Origin of the sequence: Arthrobacter sp. SLBN-122 (genome assembly GCF_006715165.1) — a bacterium.
Lineage (GTDB): Bacteria > Actinomycetota > Actinomycetes > Actinomycetales > Micrococcaceae > Arthrobacter.
This window is the reverse complement of the sequence record NZ_VFMS01000001.1, coordinates 2,684,538-2,704,501: the sequence shown is the minus strand read 5'-3', so window position 1 is coordinate 2,704,501 and position 19,964 is coordinate 2,684,538. Positions and strand designations below refer to the sequence as shown.

The 19,964-nt window shown below is 67.9% G+C and carries 11 protein-coding genes and 2 tRNA genes; 6 read left to right on the top strand and 7 right to left on the bottom strand.

Going from position 1 to position 19,964, the window contains the following annotated elements:
• Nucleotides 1-177 precede the first annotated feature (177 nt).
• From FBY36_RS12660 to FBY36_RS12640, 5 genes are all read right to left on the bottom strand, one after another.
• Nucleotides 178-462, bottom strand: a complete 285-nt coding sequence (locus FBY36_RS12660; RefSeq protein ID WP_142119891.1) for a DUF1540 domain-containing protein — start codon at nt 460-462, stop codon at nt 178-180.
• A 117-nt stretch (nt 463-579) separates the two neighbouring features.
• A complete protein-coding gene (locus FBY36_RS12655; protein ID WP_142119889.1) occupies nt 580-3,435 on the bottom strand; it encodes a hypothetical protein in 2,856 nt (951 codons plus the stop codon).
• The gene (locus tag FBY36_RS12650; RefSeq protein ID WP_142119887.1) at nt 3,435-4,172 is read right to left on the bottom strand and encodes an ABC transporter ATP-binding protein; all 738 of its coding nucleotides are present in this window, start codon (nt 4,170-4,172) and stop codon (nt 3,435-3,437) included. The genes FBY36_RS12655 and FBY36_RS12650 overlap by 1 nt, the downstream gene beginning before the upstream one ends.
• On the bottom strand, nt 4,169-4,774 hold the full coding sequence (locus FBY36_RS12645) for a PadR family transcriptional regulator (protein ID WP_142119885.1): 606 nt from the start codon (nt 4,772-4,774) through the stop codon (nt 4,169-4,171). The genes FBY36_RS12650 and FBY36_RS12645 overlap by 4 nt, the downstream gene beginning before the upstream one ends.
• Nucleotides 4,775-4,893: 119 nt before the next feature.
• Nucleotides 4,894-5,877: an NAD(P)H-quinone oxidoreductase gene (locus tag FBY36_RS12640; protein ID WP_142119883.1), complete on the bottom strand. Its 984-nt coding sequence runs from the start codon at nt 5,875-5,877 to the stop codon at nt 4,894-4,896.
• A gap of 108 nt (nt 5,878-5,985) precedes the next feature.
• On the opposite strand from FBY36_RS12640, the gene FBY36_RS12635 reads away from it, so the two are divergent.
• Both FBY36_RS12635 and FBY36_RS12630 read left to right on the top strand, forming a co-directional pair.
• Nucleotides 5,986-6,073: transfer RNA gene (locus FBY36_RS12635), tRNA-Ser, on the top strand.
• A gap of 435 nt (nt 6,074-6,508) precedes the next feature.
• Nucleotides 6,509-11,032, top strand: coding sequence for an ExeM/NucH family extracellular endonuclease (locus FBY36_RS12630; RefSeq protein WP_142119881.1), 4,524 nt, complete (start codon nt 6,509-6,511; stop codon nt 11,030-11,032).
• 72 nt (nt 11,033-11,104) lie between these two features.
• On the opposite strand, the gene FBY36_RS12625 is transcribed toward FBY36_RS12630, so the two are convergent.
• Nucleotides 11,105-13,036 carry an FAD/NAD(P)-binding protein gene (locus FBY36_RS12625; protein WP_142119879.1) on the bottom strand — a complete coding sequence of 644 codons (1,932 nt, stop codon included), beginning with the start codon at nt 13,034-13,036 and terminating at the stop codon, nt 11,105-11,107.
• Between the two features lie 84 nt (nt 13,037-13,120).
• Here FBY36_RS12625 and FBY36_RS12620 point away from each other — a divergent pair, with 84 nt between their 5' ends.
• The 4 genes from FBY36_RS12620 to FBY36_RS12605 all read left to right on the top strand — a co-directional run bounded on the left by FBY36_RS12620 (nt 13,121) and on the right by FBY36_RS12605 (nt 17,798).
• Nucleotides 13,121-15,379 carry a prolyl oligopeptidase family serine peptidase gene (locus FBY36_RS12620; RefSeq protein ID WP_142119877.1) on the top strand — a complete coding sequence of 753 codons (2,259 nt, stop codon included), beginning with the start codon at nt 13,121-13,123 and terminating at the stop codon, nt 15,377-15,379.
• 17 nt (nt 15,380-15,396) lie between these two features.
• Nucleotides 15,397-15,915 carry a GNAT family N-acetyltransferase gene (locus tag FBY36_RS12615; protein WP_235008817.1) on the top strand — a complete coding sequence of 173 codons (519 nt, stop codon included), beginning with the start codon at nt 15,397-15,399 and terminating at the stop codon, nt 15,913-15,915.
• Between the two features lie 99 nt (nt 15,916-16,014).
• A tRNA-Ser gene (locus FBY36_RS12610) sits at nt 16,015-16,103 on the top strand.
• A 213-nt stretch (nt 16,104-16,316) separates the two neighbouring features.
• Entirely contained in the window at nt 16,317-17,798 is a 1,482-nt protein-coding gene (locus tag FBY36_RS12605) for an MFS transporter (RefSeq protein ID WP_142119875.1), read from the top strand.
• Here FBY36_RS12605 and FBY36_RS12600 read toward each other — a convergent pair.
• Nucleotides 17,722-19,926, bottom strand: a complete 2,205-nt coding sequence (locus FBY36_RS12600) for a RecQ family ATP-dependent DNA helicase (protein WP_142119873.1) — start codon at nt 19,924-19,926, stop codon at nt 17,722-17,724. The genes FBY36_RS12605 and FBY36_RS12600 overlap by 77 nt on opposite strands.
• Nucleotides 19,927-19,964 lie beyond the last annotated feature (38 nt).

Sequence of the window (19,964 nt, the reverse complement as noted above, 5' to 3'; positions counted from 1 at the left end):
ATGCCGGGAACGCCCGACAGCGGCGCGGCGCCGGCCCGTGCGGCGAGCGGCGGCGACCAGGCGGCGAATGAGCAGGATCACGTGGACGACGGCGGGCGGCGGCGGGCAGGCGGCGCAGCGGAGGCTCCCGTCCGGTGTTCCGGGCAGGAGCCTCCAAGCTTGCGGGGGCAGGGGCAGTCAGGCGTGGGAGTAGGTGAGGCAGTCGGCGTTGTCGGCGCCGGGCCCCACGTGCACCTCCGGGGCATTGCACATCAGGTGATCGTTGTGGACGCACTCGGCGCGCTGGCACGCTCCCACATCGGCCAGGACCTTGGGCAGGCCGCCGTGGATGCCGGTCTCGATGAACGTGGCGCAGGATGCATGGTCCTGGCTTCCGCCAACAGTGATGGCGTGCGCGGTGCAGCCTTCGTGGTCGTTGAATGAACAACGGGTAACACTGCAGTCGGCAACATGTGTTGTCATGAGGTTCCTCCGTAAGTTCCGCTACCCGGCGGGCAGCTCCCGGAACCCACCGTAGGCCTGATCCCAGCGATCAAAAAGACCCAACTATGTGTCCTAATGCCGCGGGGCCAGGCTCCGTCAGGCCAAATTGCGCCGGGACAGGGGGAGACCGGAGCGGGTGAAGGCCCAGGCAAGCACCGCACCCGTCGCCGGTACAGCCAGCACGAGGGCAAGCAGGTGCAGCCACGGAACCTCCAGGGCTGTCCGCATGTCCGTGGACAGGACAAGCAGGACGGCAGGCACCGATCCCGCCAACGCTCCCAGGACAATACCGATACCGCTGGTAAAGAGGGCCTGGGACCCGGCCAACGCCTTGCGGAGCCGTGGCGAGGCGCCCACCCCGGCAAGTGTGGCATGGTCGGCGCGGGCGTCGGCCAAGGACAGGCCGGTGGTGATGCCTGCTGCGCTGAACGTGATGAGTGCGGCCACGGCGACAATGGACCAGATGGCCCATTGGGTGCCCTGGGAAATTCCCGGCTCTGCCTGGAAAGGGATGCCGGGTTGCCCGTAGACCGCCGCCGCAGCAGCGGTGGCCGCGTCTGCTTCCGCGTCAGAAGGGTAGCCCGCCAACTGCACCAACAATCCGGCCGGTGCCGCGCCCAGGTCCAGGCGCGCGGCAGTTTCCTGTGAGACAACGCCGTAATAGGGAACGGGGACGGCCGGTTCAAGCACTGCCGCTGGGAGGGAGTCACTCCTGACCGTTGCGTGGACGGAGGCCTGGCCCGACGCCGACGGCACCTGCGTCCGCACATCCTTCCCCTCCAGCAGCACCCTTCCGTCACCGACGAACACCGGGTTGGTCACCACCATCCCGCCGGCGCCCAGCACGGCCAGTGCCTCCTCGGAGGGGGAACGGCCCAGTACTGCCCGGATGTCGTCCGCGCCGCCCACCAGGATGGCCCGGTCGGACGGCTGGTCACCCACGAGAGCCCCGCGGCAGCGCCAGTCACCGGCATCCACCATCCTTCCCTGTGGTGTCCGCGGGCACTGGTTGGCTGCAGGCTTTGCCAACGAGTACATGAGGCAGTTGGAGGTTGCCGTCCGGGCAGGCACCGTAAGGTCAGCGGGCCCGTCCGAGCAGGTGCGCAGGCTTTCCGGGGCCATCATCACCCGTGTCCATTCCACCGTCTCCAGGGCAACGGAGAGGGCCGTGGACAGTTCCTCCGCATCGATTTGCCGCGACGGTGGCCTGCTGCCATCAGACGACACCGGTGAATCCACCACCAGAGGAAGATACGCCTGGTTTTCCAGCGCGCCCCAGTAATGCGATTCCCGCTGTCCCGCCTGCTGGCTGGCGGACAGCACCAGCGCGGCACTGGCGAGCGCGGCAGCAGCAAGGACGGCGGCGACGGCGGGAACGCTGCGCCCGCGGTTCCGGGCCGAGTCGCGCGCGGTCAGGCGAAGGGACAGGGACAACCGGTGGGTCCGTGAGGTGAGCCACTGGATCAGCCAGCCGGTCAGCAGCACCAGGCCGACTACCGCCAGCACCGCGCCAATAGTCAGCATCGTGACCGCAAGCGGCAGCAGCTCCGCCTGCCGGTCAGGGTCGGTGGTGGACATGCCCAGCAGCCGGCCGGCTGCCAGCAGCACAACTGCGAGCATCAGCGTGGCGACGCCCGCCAGTGTTGCGCGCCGTCCCCTTGGTGCCGGCGCCCGGCCGGATTTGAGTGCGCCCAGCACCGCCTGCCGGGACACCTGGCGCGCGGGCACCATCGCCGCGAGGATACAGGCCGCCAGCCCCATGGCCACGGCCACCCCGGTCAGCGGGAAGTCCGGATGCAGGCCGGCCAGCCGGACAGAGCCGGTGGAACGGACCACGTGGACGGTGCCGGCAGCGGCTCCCAGCCCCACCGCGACTCCCACGGCAACTGCGATGCCGCCTAGCCACAAGCCACCCGCCGTGACCACGGCGCCGATGGTGGAACTTTCCGCCCCGGCGGACGCCAGCAGCGCAAGTTCACGCACCTGGCGCTTTGCTCCGACAGCGAAGGCAGCCCCGGCGAGCAAACCGACTTCCAGCAGGGCCAGGGAGCCGACCAGACCGAAGGTGGCGTAGACCGCCACCAGGGCGGAGGAATCGTCCCGCGGCAGGGAACCGGGAACCGCGTGCTCCGGAAGGGACGGCGGGTTCAGCACCACGCTGCGTGAGAGGACGCCCACCCCCTTGCTGTTGGCCGCCTTGATCTGCCGCCAGGTGACCGGCTCCGGACCCACCAGGTAGTACGACACGGACTGGTGGGTCTGCGGTCCCCGGGCAAGGTCCGCGGGGACCTGGCTGGCCTTCAGGTACAGAATGCTATTGCTGTCCACGGCGCCGGCGTCGCGAAGGGTTCCCACCGGCACAAACGTTCCTGCCGACGTCGTAAATTCCTGCCCCAAAGCGAGGTGGAAACGCGCCATCAGCCCGGCTGACGCCAACACCTCCGCCCCGCCGCGCGGGGCCCGCCCCTCCAGGAGGGTGAACTTGCCGGTGAAGGCCTGGTGGAGCGCGTCCACCTCAACGCCTTGGAGGGCGACCAGGGCATCCCCTACTCCAGTGGTCAGCGGCAGTTCGCGTCGCAGCAGGACGTCGTAGCCGGCGGGAAGCATATCGCGGGGGTCGGTCGCGTGGAACTCCGGATCATAGCGGCCCGTGCTGGAAGCGACCATGGCGTCGTTGAGCGGGTCCTGAAGGGAATCGGCACTAGGCACCGGCAGGGCGCTGAACCTGGCCTGGGTGCTGCCCAGTTCGTAACGGACTATTTCGTCCGGTGTCCGCTGCGAGCTCTGGTAGAGGGTGGCGGCGCCGGTCATTCCGGCCACGGGCAGCATGATCAGCAGGACGATGAGGAGCGACCGTCCCTTGTGCCGTGCGATGTCGCGGCGTGCCAGCCGCAGGGCAACCCGGTAGCTGCTCCGGCGCCCTTGCAGCACCGGAGCGAGGTCCAGGGGCATCAGAGTCCGCCCTGCGTCAGGAGCATGGCTGGGTCGTGCATAGCGGCGGCCTGGTCGATGATGCGTCCGTCGCGAAGGAAGACCACCCTGTCCGCCCAGGCGGCGTGCCTGGGTTCGTGGGTTACGAGCATGACGGCTGCACCGGCGTCGGCCCTGGCGCGCAGCACCTCCATGACCCCTTGGCCCGTGGTGGAGTCCAAGGCACCGGTGGGTTCGTCCGCCAGGATCAGGCGCCGCTGGCCCACGATGGCCCGGGCAATGGCCACGCGCTGCTGCTGGCCGCCGGACATCTGGTCCATGAACCGGTCTGCCAGTTCCAGAATTCCTACCTGCCGGAGCGCATCGGCCGCCTGCCGGTGCGCTTTCCTGGTGGATATTCCGTCCAGTTCCAGCGGCAGCGCCACGTTTTCCGCGGCAGTCAGTGTGGGGACCAGGTTGAAGTCCTGGAAGACATATCCGACGGCGCGGCGGCGCAAGCGGGCCAGTTCGTTCAGTCCCAGCCCTGCCAGGGGCGTGGACTCCACATAGACAGCGCCCGACGTCGGCTGGTCCAGTCCGCCGGCGAGAGCCAGCAGGGAGGACTTGCCGGAGCCCGAGGGGCCCATGACGGCCACGAACTCCCCTGCTGTGATGGCGAGGTCAACGTCGCGTAGTGCGGCGACCGCCGTCGCGCCTTCCCCGAAGGTCCTGTCCACCTTGGCGAGTTCAAGGACCTGCTGCTGACCCTGCACGCTCACCGGCGGCTGTCCGCATTGAGCGGGGCGTCTTCGGTGGCCCCGCTGGACGTTTTCCGTGCTCCACCCGCCGCAGTGGCCTGGGCCTGCTGGACCATCCTTGCCTCGCAGAGGTCCAGCCAGCGGACTTCCGCTTCGGTCTGGAAGATCAGCGAATCGAGGACCAGCAGCCAGGCGGTGTCCGTGGCCCGCTGATTGCCGGCCGTGTCGCGGCGCGCCTTGGTGTAGTCCTGGAGCGCCCTGATTGACGCCACACGCTGCGCTTGGATGATGGCCTGGACATCCACACCGGGCAGGGTGACGGCGAGCGCAAGCTTGATGGCAAGCTCGTTGCGCGGCGGGTTGTTCCGCTCCACGGGGGCGGCAAACCAACTCCGCACCTCGGCCTTGCCGGCGGGGGTGATGCTGTACACGACGTGACCTTCGCCGTCGTCGCCCTCCTTCGCCACCAGGGCGTCGCGCTCCAGCCGGTCAAGCGTGGTGTACACCTGCCCGATGTTCAGGGGCCACGTGGCTCCGGTGCGGTTCTCGAACTCGACCCGCAGCTGGTAGCCGTAACGCGGCTGGTCCTGCAGCAGGGCGAGGAGGCTGTGACGAATGGACATTGTGCTCCCCCGGGCTGGTCAATACCGGTATGCACAGTCCCCCAAGACCCGTGCATACCGCGTATAGGGAGCCTAATGCGGATGGCACCTGAAGGCAATACCCGGTATGTAACGCGGTGCTACGTGACCAGAAGGACTTTGCCCACGTGGTCGCCGCTGTCGAAATAGCGGTGCGCCGCGGCCACCTGGTCCAGCGGGAACGTCTTGGCAACCAGCGGGCGGATCCTGCCATCGGCCACCAGCGGCCAGACAGCATCCCGGACAGCAGTCATGATGGCGCCCTTTTCGGCCACGGGCCGGGGCCGCAGGGCGGTGGCCACCACGGCCGCGCGCTTCTTCAGCAACAGGCCAAGGTCCAGCTCACCCTTGGTGCCACCCTGCAGGCCGATCACCACCAAGCGCCCGTAGTCTGCCAAGGCATCCACGTTCTGCTGCAGGTACTTGGCACCCACCACGTCCAGGATGACGTCCGCCCCCTTGCCGTCATTCTGCCGCCGAAGACTTTCCGGGAAGTCCTCTTCGGCGTAATTGATGGCAATGTCAGCTCCAAGGAAGGCCTTGGCAGTGCTGACCTTTTCCTCCGTGCCGGCCGTGGTGGCCACCCTGGCACCGAAGGCCTTGGCAAGCTGGATGGCCATGGTGCCGATCCCGCCGGTAGCCCCGTGGATGAGGACAGTTTCACCAGCCTGCAGCTGCGCGGTCATGATCAGGTTGGAGTAGACCGTTGCGGCCACCTCCGGCAGCGACGCCGCGGTGACCAGGTCCACCCCTTGCGGCACCCGCAGGACCTGTTCGGCCGGAACCGCCACCTGCTGGGCGTAGCCGCCGCCGGCCAGCAGGGCCACCACCTTGTCCCCCAGCGAGAAGGGCTTGCTGACACCGGGGCCAAAGCCTGCGATCCGGCCCGACACTTCCAGGCCGGGGATTTCGGAGGCTCCGGGCGGCGGCGGGTAGAAACCCCTGCGCTGCTGGACATCAGCCCGGTTCAGGCCCGCGGCCACCACATCAATGAGCACCTCGCCCTGGCCGGGCACCGGGGCATCCACGTCCCGGACTTCCAGCACTTCCGGGCCGCCCGGTTCCGATATGTAGACGGCTTTCATGGACCTCTCCCGTTCCTGACTCAAATCCTGGCTGCAACCAGTGTGCACCGGTCACCAACCCCGGCCTGTTTTGTTGCAGGCAAGTGCCTATGAAACACTACTAGCTGAGGAAGGTTGTCCGAGCGGCCGAAGGAGCTGGTCTTGAAAACCAGTGTGCGGTAACCCCGTACCAAGAGTTCGAATCTCTTACCTTCCGCGGAAGAAACCCCTGGCAGCCGGCAACGGCCGCCAGGGGTTTCCTGCTTTAACTTCCCGGGTCCTGAACTTCCGGTCCGCGCCTGTTGCAGGCGCGTAAATTCTTTGGATTAATCCGCTGCCAAACCCTGGACCGAAAGCTACCCGCGGGTATCGTTTGTGATTGCCGGCACACCTGGGGTTTGCCGGCGCCATCACTCCCGCCAACAGCACCTCCTGTTCGGGCCAGGCAGGATCCGGGCCGGAGAGCGGGCCGCTCCGCTGGGGAACGTCCCGCCGAATGCACGCTCCATCCACCCTGCGTTCATTCAGTGCTGTTGTCATGTGCCGGACACCCACTTGACCAGGAGCAGGATCCGGGCCCAGTCCGATTGGCACAGCCGGACGCACTCCACCGGGTCCCCCACCGGGGACACCTCAATGAAAGTAAGAGCGGATGCATCAAACACCTTGGAAGTTAGCGCTGGGCACAGCGTTGTCAGCGGGGCTCATCGCAGCCCCGCTGACAGCTGTCCCGGCGGCCGCGGAGGTCTCTGCCGCGGCCGGCACCTCCCCCGTTGTCATCAACGAGGCCTACTTGAGCGGCGGCAACACCGGCGCCGCCTACAAGAACAAATTCGTGGAGCTGTACAACAGCTCCGACGCTCCTGTTTCCCTGGACGGCTGGTCCGTGCAGTACCGTTCCGGCACCGGCACCGCGGCTCCAACGGGGGTGGCCGCCCTGTCAGGTTCGATTCCCGCCAAGGGCTACTACCTGGTACAGGGCAGCAGCAACGGCACCAACGGCGCCGACCTGCCGGCGCCGGACCTCGTTGCCGGCGCCCTGAACTTCAGCGGCAGCAGCGGCACCATCGTGCTCGCCAAACAGCCCACCGCCGTCGGCCTCCCCACCGGCTCCGTGGTGGAAACGGCTGGCGTGGCCGACCTCCTGGACTACGGCACCTCCAACACCTTCGAGACCCGGGCCGCCGCGGCACCTTCATCAAACACGGACGTGAAGAGCCTCAACCGGACAGCGGGCGCGGACAGCAACAGCAACGCCGCAGACTTCACGCTCAACACCGCCATCACGCCGGCTTCCTCCGGCGGCACCGCTCCGGATCCGACGCCGGTCCCCACCCCCGACCCTGTGGCCAAGGCCATCGCGGAAATCCAGGGCACCGGAACGGAGAGCCCCCTGGCCGGCGCCACTGTCACCACCATGGGCAAAGTCACAGCGGCCTTCCCCACGGGCGGGCTCAACGGCTACTACCTCCAAACCCCCGGCACCGGCGGGGACCTGACGGCCGCCAACCACTCAGCCTCCGACGGAATCTTCGTCTATTCCCCCGCCACGGTGGCCTCAGTGCAGGCCGGCGACTACGTCCAGGTAACCGGCACGGTGGCCGAGTACTACGGCATGACCCAACTCAACGTCACAGCCGAATCCGGGCTCACCAAGCTCAGCGACGCGGCTCCCGAAGTCAAGCCGGCACTCTTCACCCTGCCCGCCACCGAGGCCTTCCGTGAGTCGCTGGAGGGCATGCTCCTGGCACCCCAGGGACCTCTGACCGTAAGCGACAATTACAGCCTGAACCAGTACGGCGAGATCGGCCTGGCCGGCGGAACCACTCCCTTGGTGCAGCCCACCGCCGTGGCGCCGTACGGCTCACCTGAGTACGCCGCCGTCGTCGCGGACAATGCTGCCCGGGGCATCAAGCTCGATGACGGGTCCAGCACCAACTTCCTCAAGGACGCCACCACCAAGGCCGAGGTGCTTCCGTACCTCACAACTGCAGACCCCGTCCGCGTGGGCTCCCCGGCTACCTTCAACACCAACGTGGTGCTGGGCTACGCCAACAACTCCTGGAAGCTCCAGCCGCTGACCCACCTCACCGAAGCCAACAAGGCTACGGTCCAGCCGGCCACCTTCGGAGCCACCCGCACTGAGGCTCCCGCGCCGGTGGGCGGCAACGTAAAGATTGCGTCCTTCAACGTCCTGAACTACTTCCCCACCACGGGCGACACGTTGTCCGGGTGCACGTTCCATGAGGACCGCGACGGCAACCCGATCACGGTCCGCGGCGGCTGTGACGCCCGCGGGGCTGCCAACGCCGAGAACTTCCAGCGCCAGCAGGACAAGATCGTCTCCGCCATCACCAAGTCCGGCGCCGACGTGGTGACCCTGATGGAAGTCGAGAACTCCGCGCAGTTCGGCAAGAACCGGGACGATGCCCTGGCCAGGCTGGTGGAAGCCCTCAACATCCCCAGCCCCGGTATCTGGGACTACGTCCGCTCCCCCGCCAACGCTCCGCCGCTGGCTGACGAGGACATGATCCGCACCGCGTTCATTTTCAAGAAGGCCGTGGCCGAACCCGTAGGTGAATCCATCATCCACAACGACACCGTGGCCTTTGCGAGCGCCCGCAAGCCGTTGGCCCAGGTCTTCAAGCCTGTGGGCGGCGGAGCCGGCACCGAATTCATCGCCATCGCCAACCACTTCAAGTCCAAGGGCTCGGCTGCTACCCCGGACGACACCGACAAGGGCCAGGGCGCCTCGAACCTTGCCCGCACTGCGCAGGCGCAGTCCCTGCTTGCCTTCTCCGACGAACTGCAGAAGTCCAAGGGCACCGACAAGGTGTTCCTGGCCGGCGACTTCAACTCCTACGGCAAAGAAGACCCGATCAACGTCCTGACCGCCGCGGGCTATGTCAACCAGGACGACAAGGCCCGCAACGCCGACGGCTCAGCCAAGCACTCCTACCTGTTCGGCGGCCTGGTGGGGTCCCTGGACCACATCCTTGCCTCTCCGGCAGCCAATGCCGTGGTCACCGGGGCCGACATCTGGAACATCAACTCCGTGGAATCCGTGGCGCTGGAATACAGCCGCTACAACAACAACATCACCAACTACTACGCCCCGGACCAGTTCCGTGCCAGCGACCACGACCCCGTGGTGGTCGGCCTGAACCTGGCGTCCACACCTGCCACCGTTGACCTCAACCTCCTGAACATCAACGACTTCCACGGCAGGATCGACACCAACACGGTCCAGTTCGCCGGCACCATCGAGAAGTTGCGGGCCGCGGCCGCCCCCGGCGCCACCGCGTTCCTGTCCGCCGGTGACAACATTGGCGCTTCCCTGTTCGCCTCGGCAGTTGCCAAGGACCAGCCCACCATCGATGTACTCAATGCACTGGAACTGAAGGCGTCTGCCGTGGGCAACCACGAGTTCGACGGCGGCTGGGCGGACCTGCGGGACCGCGTCGTCGCGGATGGCACCAACGCCAAGTTCCCCTACCTGGGTGCGAACGTCTACAGGAAGGGCACCACCGAACCGGTGCTGCCCGAGTACACGGTGCTGGACCTGAACGGCATCACGGTCGCCGTAATCGGCACCGTCACCCAGGAGGTCCCGTCCCTGGTCACACCGGCCGGCATCGCCGACCTCGACTTCGGGGACCCGGTGGATGCCATCAACCGGGTGGCCGCAAAGATCACGGCGGACAAGCTGGCCGACGTGATCATCGTGGAGGATCACGACGGCGCCGGCTCGGGTGTGGTGGAAGGCGCCACACTGGAGCAGGAAGTGGCAGCCGGCGGGCCTTTCGCGAAGCTGGTCACCGAAACGTCTCCCGAGGTGGATGCGATCTTCACCGGCCACACGCACAAGGAATACGCCTGGGACGCACCCGTTCCCGGTGTGGCGGGCAAGACCCGGCCGATTGTGCAGACCGGAAACTACGGCGAGAACGTGGGCCAGATCCAGCTGACCGTGGACACCGCCAGCAAGGAGGTGACGGCGTACAAGGCCGGTAACGTCAAACGGACCACGGATGCTGCTGCTGGCCTGGTCGCCGCGTACCCGCGCGTGGCCACCGTCGACACCATCGTCAAGAAAGCCCTGGCGGACGCCGCTGTTGTTGGCAACCAGCCCATCGGCTCGGTCACCAAGGACATCACCACCGCGTTCACCACCGATGCCTCCGGAACAGCCAAGCGCGATGACCGTGGCAGCGAATCGACTCTGGGCAACCTGGTGGCCGACTCCCTGCTTGATTCGCTCAAGCCCGCCGACCTCGGCGGGGCGGAGATCGGCGTCGTCAATCCCGGCGGCCTGCGCAACGAGCTGTACTACGCTCCGGACGGCACCATCACCTACGCCGAGGCCAATGCGGTGCTGCCGTTCGTGAACAACCTGTGGACCACGTCCCTGACCGGCGCCCAGTTCAAGACCCTGCTGGAACAGCAGTGGCAGACCAACCCGGACGGCACGGTTCCCAGCCGCGCGTACCTGCAGCTGGGCCTGTCAAAAAACGTGAACTACACCTATGACGCCGCCCGCGCAGCCGGGGACCGCATCACCTCGGTTCGGGTGAACGGTGAACTGCTGGACCCGGCCAGGTCCTACCGGGTGGGCACGTTCAGCTTCCTGGCAACCGGCGGCGACAACTTCCGGATCTTCACCGAGGGCACCAACACCCGCGATTCCGGGCTGGTGGACCGGGATGCCTGGATCGGGTACCTCCAGAAGAGCAGCCCCGTTTCCCCGGACTTCGCCCGCCGCTCCGTGGCAGTCACCAGCACCACCGCCGCTGGGGTCAAGCCCGGCGAACCGGTCACGGCGGCAGTGTCCAAACTGGACCTGACCTCGCTCGGCAGCCCGGTGAACACGGCCCTCGAGGCTTCGTTCACGGACTCCGCCGGGACCGTGACCCAGCTGGGCACCGTTCCGGTCGCCTCCGGGGCGGCCACGGTGAACCTGGCAGTCCCGGCCGGGGCAGCGGAGGGCGGGGCCACACTGGTGCTCACCGCCGTCGAGTCCGGCACCGTGGTGAACGTCGCCGTCCTGGTGGGAGCCGATACCCCGTCGCAGCCGGTGTGCGTGCCGCCGGTCAAGCCCACCCGCCCGGCCGATCTGAAGGGCCAGGCGAACTACGGGCAGGCCATGGCCGCCTACCGCGCCTGCCTGCGGGGCTAACCTCCAGATGCGCCATCACTTCTGGTCCCTATTCCGCCGGTTTAGGGACCACAAGTGATGGCGCATCGGCATTTAAGCCCTGTTGAGGATGGCCGCCGCGATCTCGTCGGCATCCCGGAGGGTTCGCTGGCCGCTGCGGTAGGCGGGGCTGCCCGGTTGGAGGGCTTCGGCCGCGATGGCGGTGCCCCATTGCGTGGAGGACAACTGGAGCCCCAGCACGTACAGGTTTTCCGTCACCGACCCGTTGGCCGCAACCGGGCGGTACGGGTGGGGCTGCACGTCCAGGCCGGTGGACTCGACCGGAGCACCTTCCGCGGCCATCATGAGCCGGGGCCGCACCAGCCCATCGGACAGCAACTGTTCCAGGACCGGCGAATCGTTGGCCGACACCCGGTTGCCAGGGGCAAGGGCCTCCACCATGGTCCGTGCCATTATCGGGGGACCCGCAACCCACGGCGAGGAAGCAGTGAACATCGCGGACTTCCGGTCCACACCGAATTTGGGGTCCGGCCCAACAAAGCTGACCACGCCGGCCCTGGCCAGCGCAGCGAGCTGCTCGGCGCGCAGCGCCGGCGGCCCGCTGGCGAGGCCCTCCACGAAGGACTCAAACCAGCCACGCAGCCCGGCGACCCAGGACTCGTCGGTGATGCCGCCGTCGGCCACTGCCGTTTTGAGGACGGCCCGCCCGTGGTGCAGCGCGGCGATGGCCATTTTGACGGGGTCGTCCTCGCCGAGGGCTGAACGGCGCGCATCGTCCAGCAGGAATTCCACCACTGCTGCGTCATGCTCGCGACGGGACGCGAACGACCGGCCGGCCAGCGGGGCCGCCAGGCCCGGCAGGTCCAGGCGGTGCCGGGGACCGACGTGGACGGCCAGGACGCTCTCCACGTTGTCTTCCCATTTGGCGGCGCTGTGCGCGTGCGGCTGCAGGGCTTCCTCCAGCGCCGCGAGGAAGGCCTTCGCATCCGGGACCGCGGCCGGCTGCGAGCGCACGAGCGTCGAGTAGTAGGCCCAGATGGCGTCGCGGTGCAGCAGCGGCCACAGGTCGTGGTCGAACGAGGGCCGGATTCCCGCCTTCGCCAGCCGCTCCAAGGCAGCCTCCGTGAGGTAGCGGAGCGTGACGGACCTGGCGTAGTAGCCGTCGAGTGCTGCTTTGGCGCGGTAGGGGGTCCCGCGCCGGGAAGCAGCAATGATCCGGGGTTCCTGGCCGGACGGTTCATACTCGAGGCGGCTGCCCGTGGACACGAATTTTCCGCCGCGGCCTTCGGTGAGCTGCCCCATCGTGTCAAAGAAGTTCAGGCCCATGCCGCGCACCAGGACGGGCTCGCCCGCGGGGATCCGGGACCAGTCCACGTCCGCGGGCACGGCAGGGGGAAAGTACTGCAGACCCAGCTGCGAGGCTGCGGCCTGCAGCTCGCGCTGTTCCGGATTCAGCCGCGACGGGATGTGCCCCAGGGCCAGCACCACGGCGTTGGCCCGCAGCGTCGCTCCGGTGGCCAGGCCGACGTCGAACCTTCCGTCCCCCACGGGACGCACCGACTGTGCGAACGTTTCGTGGAATTCGACCGTGACGCCGTCGGGAGCGTTGCCCAGCAGTTCCTCCAGCGCGCACTGAAGGTAGCGTCCGTACAGGGCACGGCTGGGAAAGTCGTTCGACTCGAGCACCGCCAGTTCCGCCCGTTCCTCGCCGGTGAGGGCCGGCAGCGGGTCCCGCTGCTGCTGCGCCCGCCACTGGTCGAACGTGGTGCCGGCAACCGGTGCGGGCAGCGACGGGTCCTGCGGGATCAGGGTGGGGTAGAACGACTGGGTGTTCATGAGGAACAGCCGGGACTGACCGGGCTGCCACACGTGTCCGGGGCCTGCCGGGTAGGGGTCGACCACGTCGATGTGCAGCCGCACGGAGGCGCCCGCTGCGGCGGTGTGGGCGAGCAGCCGCTCCAGCACGCTGGTGCCACGGGGGCCGCCGCCGATGATGACGGCCCGGTTGCTCTGCGATAATTCCACGGCATCCAGCGTACGGGTTGGAAGCGGAGTATGCCGCGGCCGCTTGACTTGCCAGCCTTGGGGGATGTTGTTTGGATGGGCCACATGACCACCACAGCAGCTGATCAAGCGTCCCTTCCCGGTCCCGGCCAGGACACCCCCGGCACCGCACCGCAGGGAACGGCACCGGTGCCCGTCGACGAAAATGTGTGGCTGGAGGACATCTATGGCGAGGAACAGCTGGCCTGGGTCAGGGAGCAGAATTCCCGGACCGAGGACCTGCTGGAGGACTCCGGCTACGCCGAACTGGAGAACAGCATCCTGGAGGTCCTGGACTCCACGGACCGGATCGCCATGGTGGGCAAGCGCGGCGACTCGTACTACAACTTCTGGAAGGACAGCCGGAACCCCAAGGGCCTCTGGCGGCGCACCACCTGGGAGAGCTACCTCACCGACTCCCCCGAATGGGACGTCCTGCTGGATGTTGACGAACTGTCCCGGGCCGAAGGCGAAGAGTGGGTGTTCCACGGGGCCACGTTCCTGCGCCCCGCGGCCGGCCAGCCCTACCGCCTGGCGCTGCTTGCCCTCTCCCCCGACGGCGGCGACGCCAACCGCTACCGTGAGTTCGACGTCGAGGCGCGCGGCTTCGTTGATCCCGCCCGGGGCGGGTTCGACCTGCCCACCGCGAAGGGCAACGTGTCATGGCTGGACGCCGATACGCTCCTGGTGTCCTCCACCGCAGAGGGCCTGCCCAAAACTGCATCCTCCTATGCCCGCACGGCGGTGACCCTGAAGCGCGGTGACTCCCTGTCCGCGGCCCCGCGCCTGTTCGAGGTGCCGGAAGACCACATGATGGCGTTTGCGGCGCACGATTCCACACCCGGATTTGAGCGCACCTTCGCCGTGGACTACATAGACTTCTTCAACCGGACCAACTTTGTGCTGCGGGACGGTGACTGGGTGCAGATTGATGTGCCCACCGACGTCAACATCAGCGCGCACCGGGAATGGTTGCTCTTCCGTCCGCAGCAGGACTGGGTCCTGGGCGGCACCACCTACCCGTCAGGATCGCTCCTCGCCGCCAACTTCGAGGACTACCTCGCCGGTGGCCGGCGGCTCACTGTGCTGTTCACTCCGGATGACCACACGTCGCTTCAGTCCTGGAGCTGGACCAGGAACTTCCTGCTGCTCAACCTCCTCAGGAACGTTTCCTCGGAAATCCGGGTGCTGGACCCATCCCGGCCCACCGGCCACGCGGACGGCGGCTGGGCGGCCAGCCTCCTTGATGCCTGCCCGCCGCTGCATGACGTGAACGCCTACGCCGTGGACGACGAGGACGAGGGACCGGCCGACGGCGGCGCCGGCGACGACTTCTGGCTCGTGGTCACCGGCTTCACCACCCCCACCACCCTCATGCGCGGCACCCTTGAAAGGGCCGGGGACGGGCATGACGACGCCGGGACGTCCGGCGTGGTGAGCCGTCATGCCACCATTAAGACCTCGCCGTCGTTCTTTGCCGACAGTGACTATGAGGTGGAGCAGCACTTTGCCGTGTCCGACGACGGCACCCGGGTCCCGTACTTCCAGATAGCTCCGCGCGGGCTGGCTTTGGACGGGCAGAACCCCACCCAGCTGTCCGGCTACGGCGGGTTTGAGGTTTCCCGGACGCCCGCCTACAGCGGCACGGTGGGCCGGGCGTGGCTGGAGCGGCGGACCACGGTGTCGTACGGAAGCCGCGAGAAGGCACCCCACTCCCGCGGCGGAGTGTATGTGGTGGCGAACATCCGTGGCGGCGGCGAGTACGGGCCGGCATGGCACCGGGCCGCGCTGAAGGAAAACCGGCACCGGGCCTACGAGGACTTCGCCGCCGTGGCCCGGGACCTCATCTCGCGCGGCGTCACATCTCCCCGGCGGCTCGGCTGCGTGGGCGGCTCCAACGGGGGCCTCCTGGTGGGAAACATGCTCACCCGCTACCCCGAACTGTTCCGGGCCGTCTCCTGCGGTGTGCCCCTGCTGGACATGCGCCGGTACACCAAGCTCTCCGCCGGGCATTCCTGGATTGCCGAGTACGGGGACCCGGACGTCCCCGAACAGTGGGAGTACCTCAGGACCTTCTCGCCCTACCACCTGCTCAAGGACGCGGTGGAGTACCCGGAGACCTTCATCTGGACTGCAACATCGGACGACCGGGTGGGCCCGGTGCAGGCGCGCAAGATGGCAGCCCGGATGCTGGCCATGGGCATTCCCAACGTGTGGTTCCACGAAGCGTTGGAAGGCGGACACGCCGGCGCCTCGGACAACCGTCAGGCCGCCGCGCTCCAGGCCCGCAGCCAGCACTTCCTGTGGAAGGCGCTGGCAGGCTGACCGCTCTGGAATCCGGGGTGGCCGTCCGCCCGGCTGGCGCCGGGGACATCGAACAGCTGGCCCAGGTGCACGTCCGCTGCTGGCAGGAAACCTACCGGGGCATGCTGTCCGATGCTTTCCTCGCTGCAGTGGATCCGGCAGACAGGCTGCGGCTCTGGCGGCACCTGCTGGGCCGGCCCGAACCTGCCGAGGTGTGGGTGGCCTGCGACGGCGCGACGGTGGTCGGGTTCGCGGGTGCACGGCTCCTGCCGGCTCCCGGTTCCCCCGAAGGGCACCCGCCGCCGTCCTCGGGTGACCTGGAACTGTGGGGGTTGTACCTGCTGGCGTCACACCAGGGCCTTGGGCTGGGCCGGCGCCTGCTCACGGCGGCCCTCGGCACCGAGGCGGCAAGCCTGTGGGTGGCCGCCGGGAACGGCCGCGCCATCGGTTTCTACCGCCGTTTCGGCTTTGAACCCGATGGCGCCCGGGACATCCTGCCGGACTGGGAGGACCTGCCGGAGATCCGCATGGTGCGCCCCGTGCAGCGTTTCCCGTAAGCTGCCCGGATCGCGGCCGGCGTCCCAGGGCTTTGGCAGTGACCGTTTTGCACTGCATGGCCGGATCTGCGTATCCTTGGTGGGCTAGGAATAGCAATTGGAGACGTGCCAGAGCGGCCGAATGGACTTCACTGCTAATGAAGGGTCGGGGTTAAACTCGACCGGGGGTTCAAATCCCCCCGTCTCCGCGTTTGGCCCCGGTCCACTGGACCGGGGCCTTTTGCGTTTCCCGGTGCCCCGCGGCCGGCCATAAGCCCGTTCGCGGATCAGAGCGTTATAGGTTCGGATGCGCGGACAAGCTTCTGAAAGCGTGGGCGCGGCTTTCGCCTCCCGCGGGAACGCGCTGTCCGGACAGCGGACGGGGAAGGCGCCTGCCTCCACCGCAGTGGCAGGATTGGCCCATGGCGGCACGCAGCAACTCACACCAACCGGACGTCGCCCGGGCGGCATGGAACCCACGACTGGCACTTCTCGTGGCGGCAACGTTTTTCATGGAATTCCTGGACGGCACAGTCCTCACCACGGCCATCCCCAGCATTTCGGCTGATTTGGCCGTTGCCGCCGCTGACGTCAACATCACCATGACCGCGTACCTGTTGACGGTAGCCGTCGGCATTCCCATCAGCGGCTGGCTGGCGGAGCGGTTCGGCGCAAGGCGGATCTTCTGCGCGGCCATCGCCGTCTTTACGCTCGCTTCCCTGGCCTGCGCCCTTAGCCAGGACCTGGCCACGCTGACGCTAAGCCGGGTCGCCCAGGGCGTTGGCGGGGCCATGATGGTTCCAGTGGGGACCCTGGTGGTCCTGCGCGGAACCCCGAAATCTGAGTTGTTGCGCGCCACCGCCTTCCTGGTGTGGCCCGGGCTCCTGGCGCCGGTCCTGGCACCGCTGGTAGGTGGGGCGCTCACCACGTACCTTTCCTGGCACTGGATCTTCCTGGTGAACCTCCCCCTGGGTGCCGCCGCGTTCCTCGCCGCCCTGCGCCTGGTCCCAGCAGCACCCGGGGATTCCGGCCGGCGGCTCGACTGGCCCGGGATGGTCCTGACCACCGTGGGGGTGGGTGCCCTGGTGGCCGGCCTGGAGCTGGCCAGCAGCCTTCCGGACCTCCCCTGGGCCGGAATCAGTGCCGCTGCCGGAATTGCGGCACTGGCCGGAGCCGTGTTCTGGATGCGGCGGACGCCGCATCCGCTGTTCAACCTGCAGGTCTTCCGTACCCGGACCTTCCGGGCGATGGCCACGGGCGGGTTCGTGTACCGGGTGACCATCAGTTCGGTCCCGTTCCTTCTTCCGCTGATGCTCCAGACCGGGTTCGGCTGGTCTCCGCTGCATGCCGGCGCCCTGGTGGCAGCCGTGTTCATTGGGAACATCGGGATCAAACCGGCCACCACCCCGCTGATCCGGAAGTTCGGTTTCAAGGCGATGCTGGTGTTCGCCTCGCTGGGGTCCGCCGTCACCTTCGCTCTCTGCGCCCTCCTCACACCGGAGACCCCTGAAGCGTTGATGGTGGTTCTGCTGGTGTGCAGCGGAGCCTTCCGCTCCATCGGCTTCTCGGCTTATGCCTCCGTGCAGTATGCCGATATCCCGCCGGCACAGCTGACCTCCGCCAACACTGTTTCCGCCACACTGGTTCAACTCGGCACGGGCTCGGGTATCGCGGTGGCGGCCCTGCTCATCCGGACTTTCGACGGGCTGTCCCTCGCGCCACAGGACCAGGCCGGGCCCTTCCGGGGCGCATTCGTGGCGATGGCGGTCCTGATGCTGGCCAGTACCGCGGACAGCCTCCTGCTCCCCCGCCATGCAGGGGCTGCCGTCAGCCGGCCTGGGCCAGAACCAGGGGAAGCACCGGTCCCGCCCCGGCAAGCCGAAGGGCGCGCCCGGCGACGGTAAGGGTCCACCGGCTGTCGGCCAGGTCATCAATCAGCATGACTGTCTGGCCCTGGACGGACTGCAGGGCGGCTTCAAGCTCGGGTCCCACCACCAGCCGGTCCCATACTCCCGCCAGCCGGTAGGCGCTGTTTCCGCCGCGGCCGCCGGTGGGGCCTCCGTGTGCCAGCTGCAGCTCACCGAGATAGGGGATCCGCCCGATATCGGAAATTCCCCGCGCCAGCGAACCCACCAGCTGCGGTTTGCTGCGGGACGGCACCCCCACGATGGCGGCCGGCCTGCCCGCTCCGCTCCACCCAGGGGTCCGGCTGTCGCCGGTTCCCCATTCGCGCAGCACCTGCACGCATGCCTGGAGCATCCCGGGGTCCACCGGACGGTCCTCCGCACCGGCGGCAAACAGCTCCCGCAAAGCGCCGCCCCATCCGAGGTCCGTCAGCCGGGCCAGGACACGCCCCTCCGAGAGGCCCTCTCCGGCCTTGAGTTTTCCTTTCACCGGCACTCCCAGCCGGTCCATGCCGCTGGGCCACTGAAGCCGCGGTTCAAGGACGCCGCCGGCGCGGCTCAGGGTTTGGCTGGCCGCCGCTGTGGCATCGGCTGCCACCTCCGCCGGGAACCACCGGCCCGCGCAGTTGTCGCACCGCCCGCACGGACGGGCCGTCTCATCATCCAGGACCGAGGTGATGTACTCCATCCGGCAGCCTGCGGTGTCCTGGTAGATCACCATGGAGTCCTGCTCGTCCACCCGCGCCTCGGCAATCCGGCGGTAGCGTTCGGCATCGTAAACCCACGGCTGGCCGGTGGACCGCCAGCCACCACCCACCCGCTCCACAGCTCCGTCCACGGACAGCACCTTGAGCAGGAGCTCAAGCGGTGTGCGGCGAAGATCCACCCTTGCTTCCAGTGCCACCGTGGACAGGGCAGCTCCGGCCTCGGCCAAAGCAGTCAGCACCGCCGCGGCCTTTTCCTCCGAGGGCATGGACGCGGTGGCGAAATACTGCCAGATCTCCCGGTCCTCCGCGCCGGGGAGCAGCAGGACGTCAGCGTTGGCAGCACCACGGCCGGCACGCCCCACCTGCTGGTAGTAGGCCACGGGCGAGGACGGCGCCCCGAGGTGGACCACGAAACCAAGATCGGGCTTGTCGAAGCCCATCCCCAGGGCGGACGTGGCCACCAGCGCCTTGACCTGGTTGTCCTTCAGCAGCTGCTCGGCCCGCTCACGGTCCGCGGGATCGGTCCGCCCGGTGTAGGCCAGCACATTGTGACCTGCTTCGGACAACAGGCGGGCAGTGTCCTCGGCCGCGGAAACGGTAAGGGTGTAAATAATCCCGCTGCCCGGCAGATCCGCCAGGTGGGTCAAGAGCCAGCCCAGCCGCTCTTTGGAGTCGGGGAGCGACAGGACGCCAAGCCGGAGCGAGTCGCGGCCCAGCGAACCGCGGATGGTCAGGACCCCGGCGCCGAGCTGCTCTTCGATATCGTGCACCACACGCGAGTTGGCAGTGGCGGTGGTGGCCAGGACCGGGACCGAATCCGGCAGCCGTGTGATGAGGTCCGCGATCCGCCGGTAGTCGGGGCGGAAGTCGTGGCCCCAGTCGGAAATACAGTGGGCTTCATCGATGACCAGCAGGCCCGTCCGCCGGATCAATTCGGGCAGCTGGGTTTCCCGGAACGCGGGATTGGTCAGCCGTTCCGGGGAAACCAGGAGCACGTCCACCTCATCGGCGGCCAGCTGTTCACGGACGCTGTCCCACTCCAGCTGGTTGGCGGAGTTGATGGCCACGGCGCGCACCCCGGCGCGGGCGGCGGCGGCCACCTGGTCCCGCATCAGGGCGAGCAGCGGCGAGACGATCAGCGTGGGCCCGGCGCCCCTGCGCCGCAGCAACAGGGATGCCACAAAGTACACGGCCGACTTGCCCCAGCCGGTGCGCTGGACCACCAAAGCCCGCCGCCCGCCGTCGACCAATGCCTCAATGGCTTCAAACTGCCCGTCGTGGAAGACCGCGTCCGGGTGCCCCACCAGGCCGCGCAGGACCTCCAGCGCCTCGGCGTGGGTGGCGGTGCCGGGTGCGCCGGGACCTGCCATGTCTGCAACGGCGGTAGCGGAAACTGGGGACGTGTACTTGTTATCGGCCATTGATTCAGTATCCCAGCACCCTCCGACACCCTGCACAG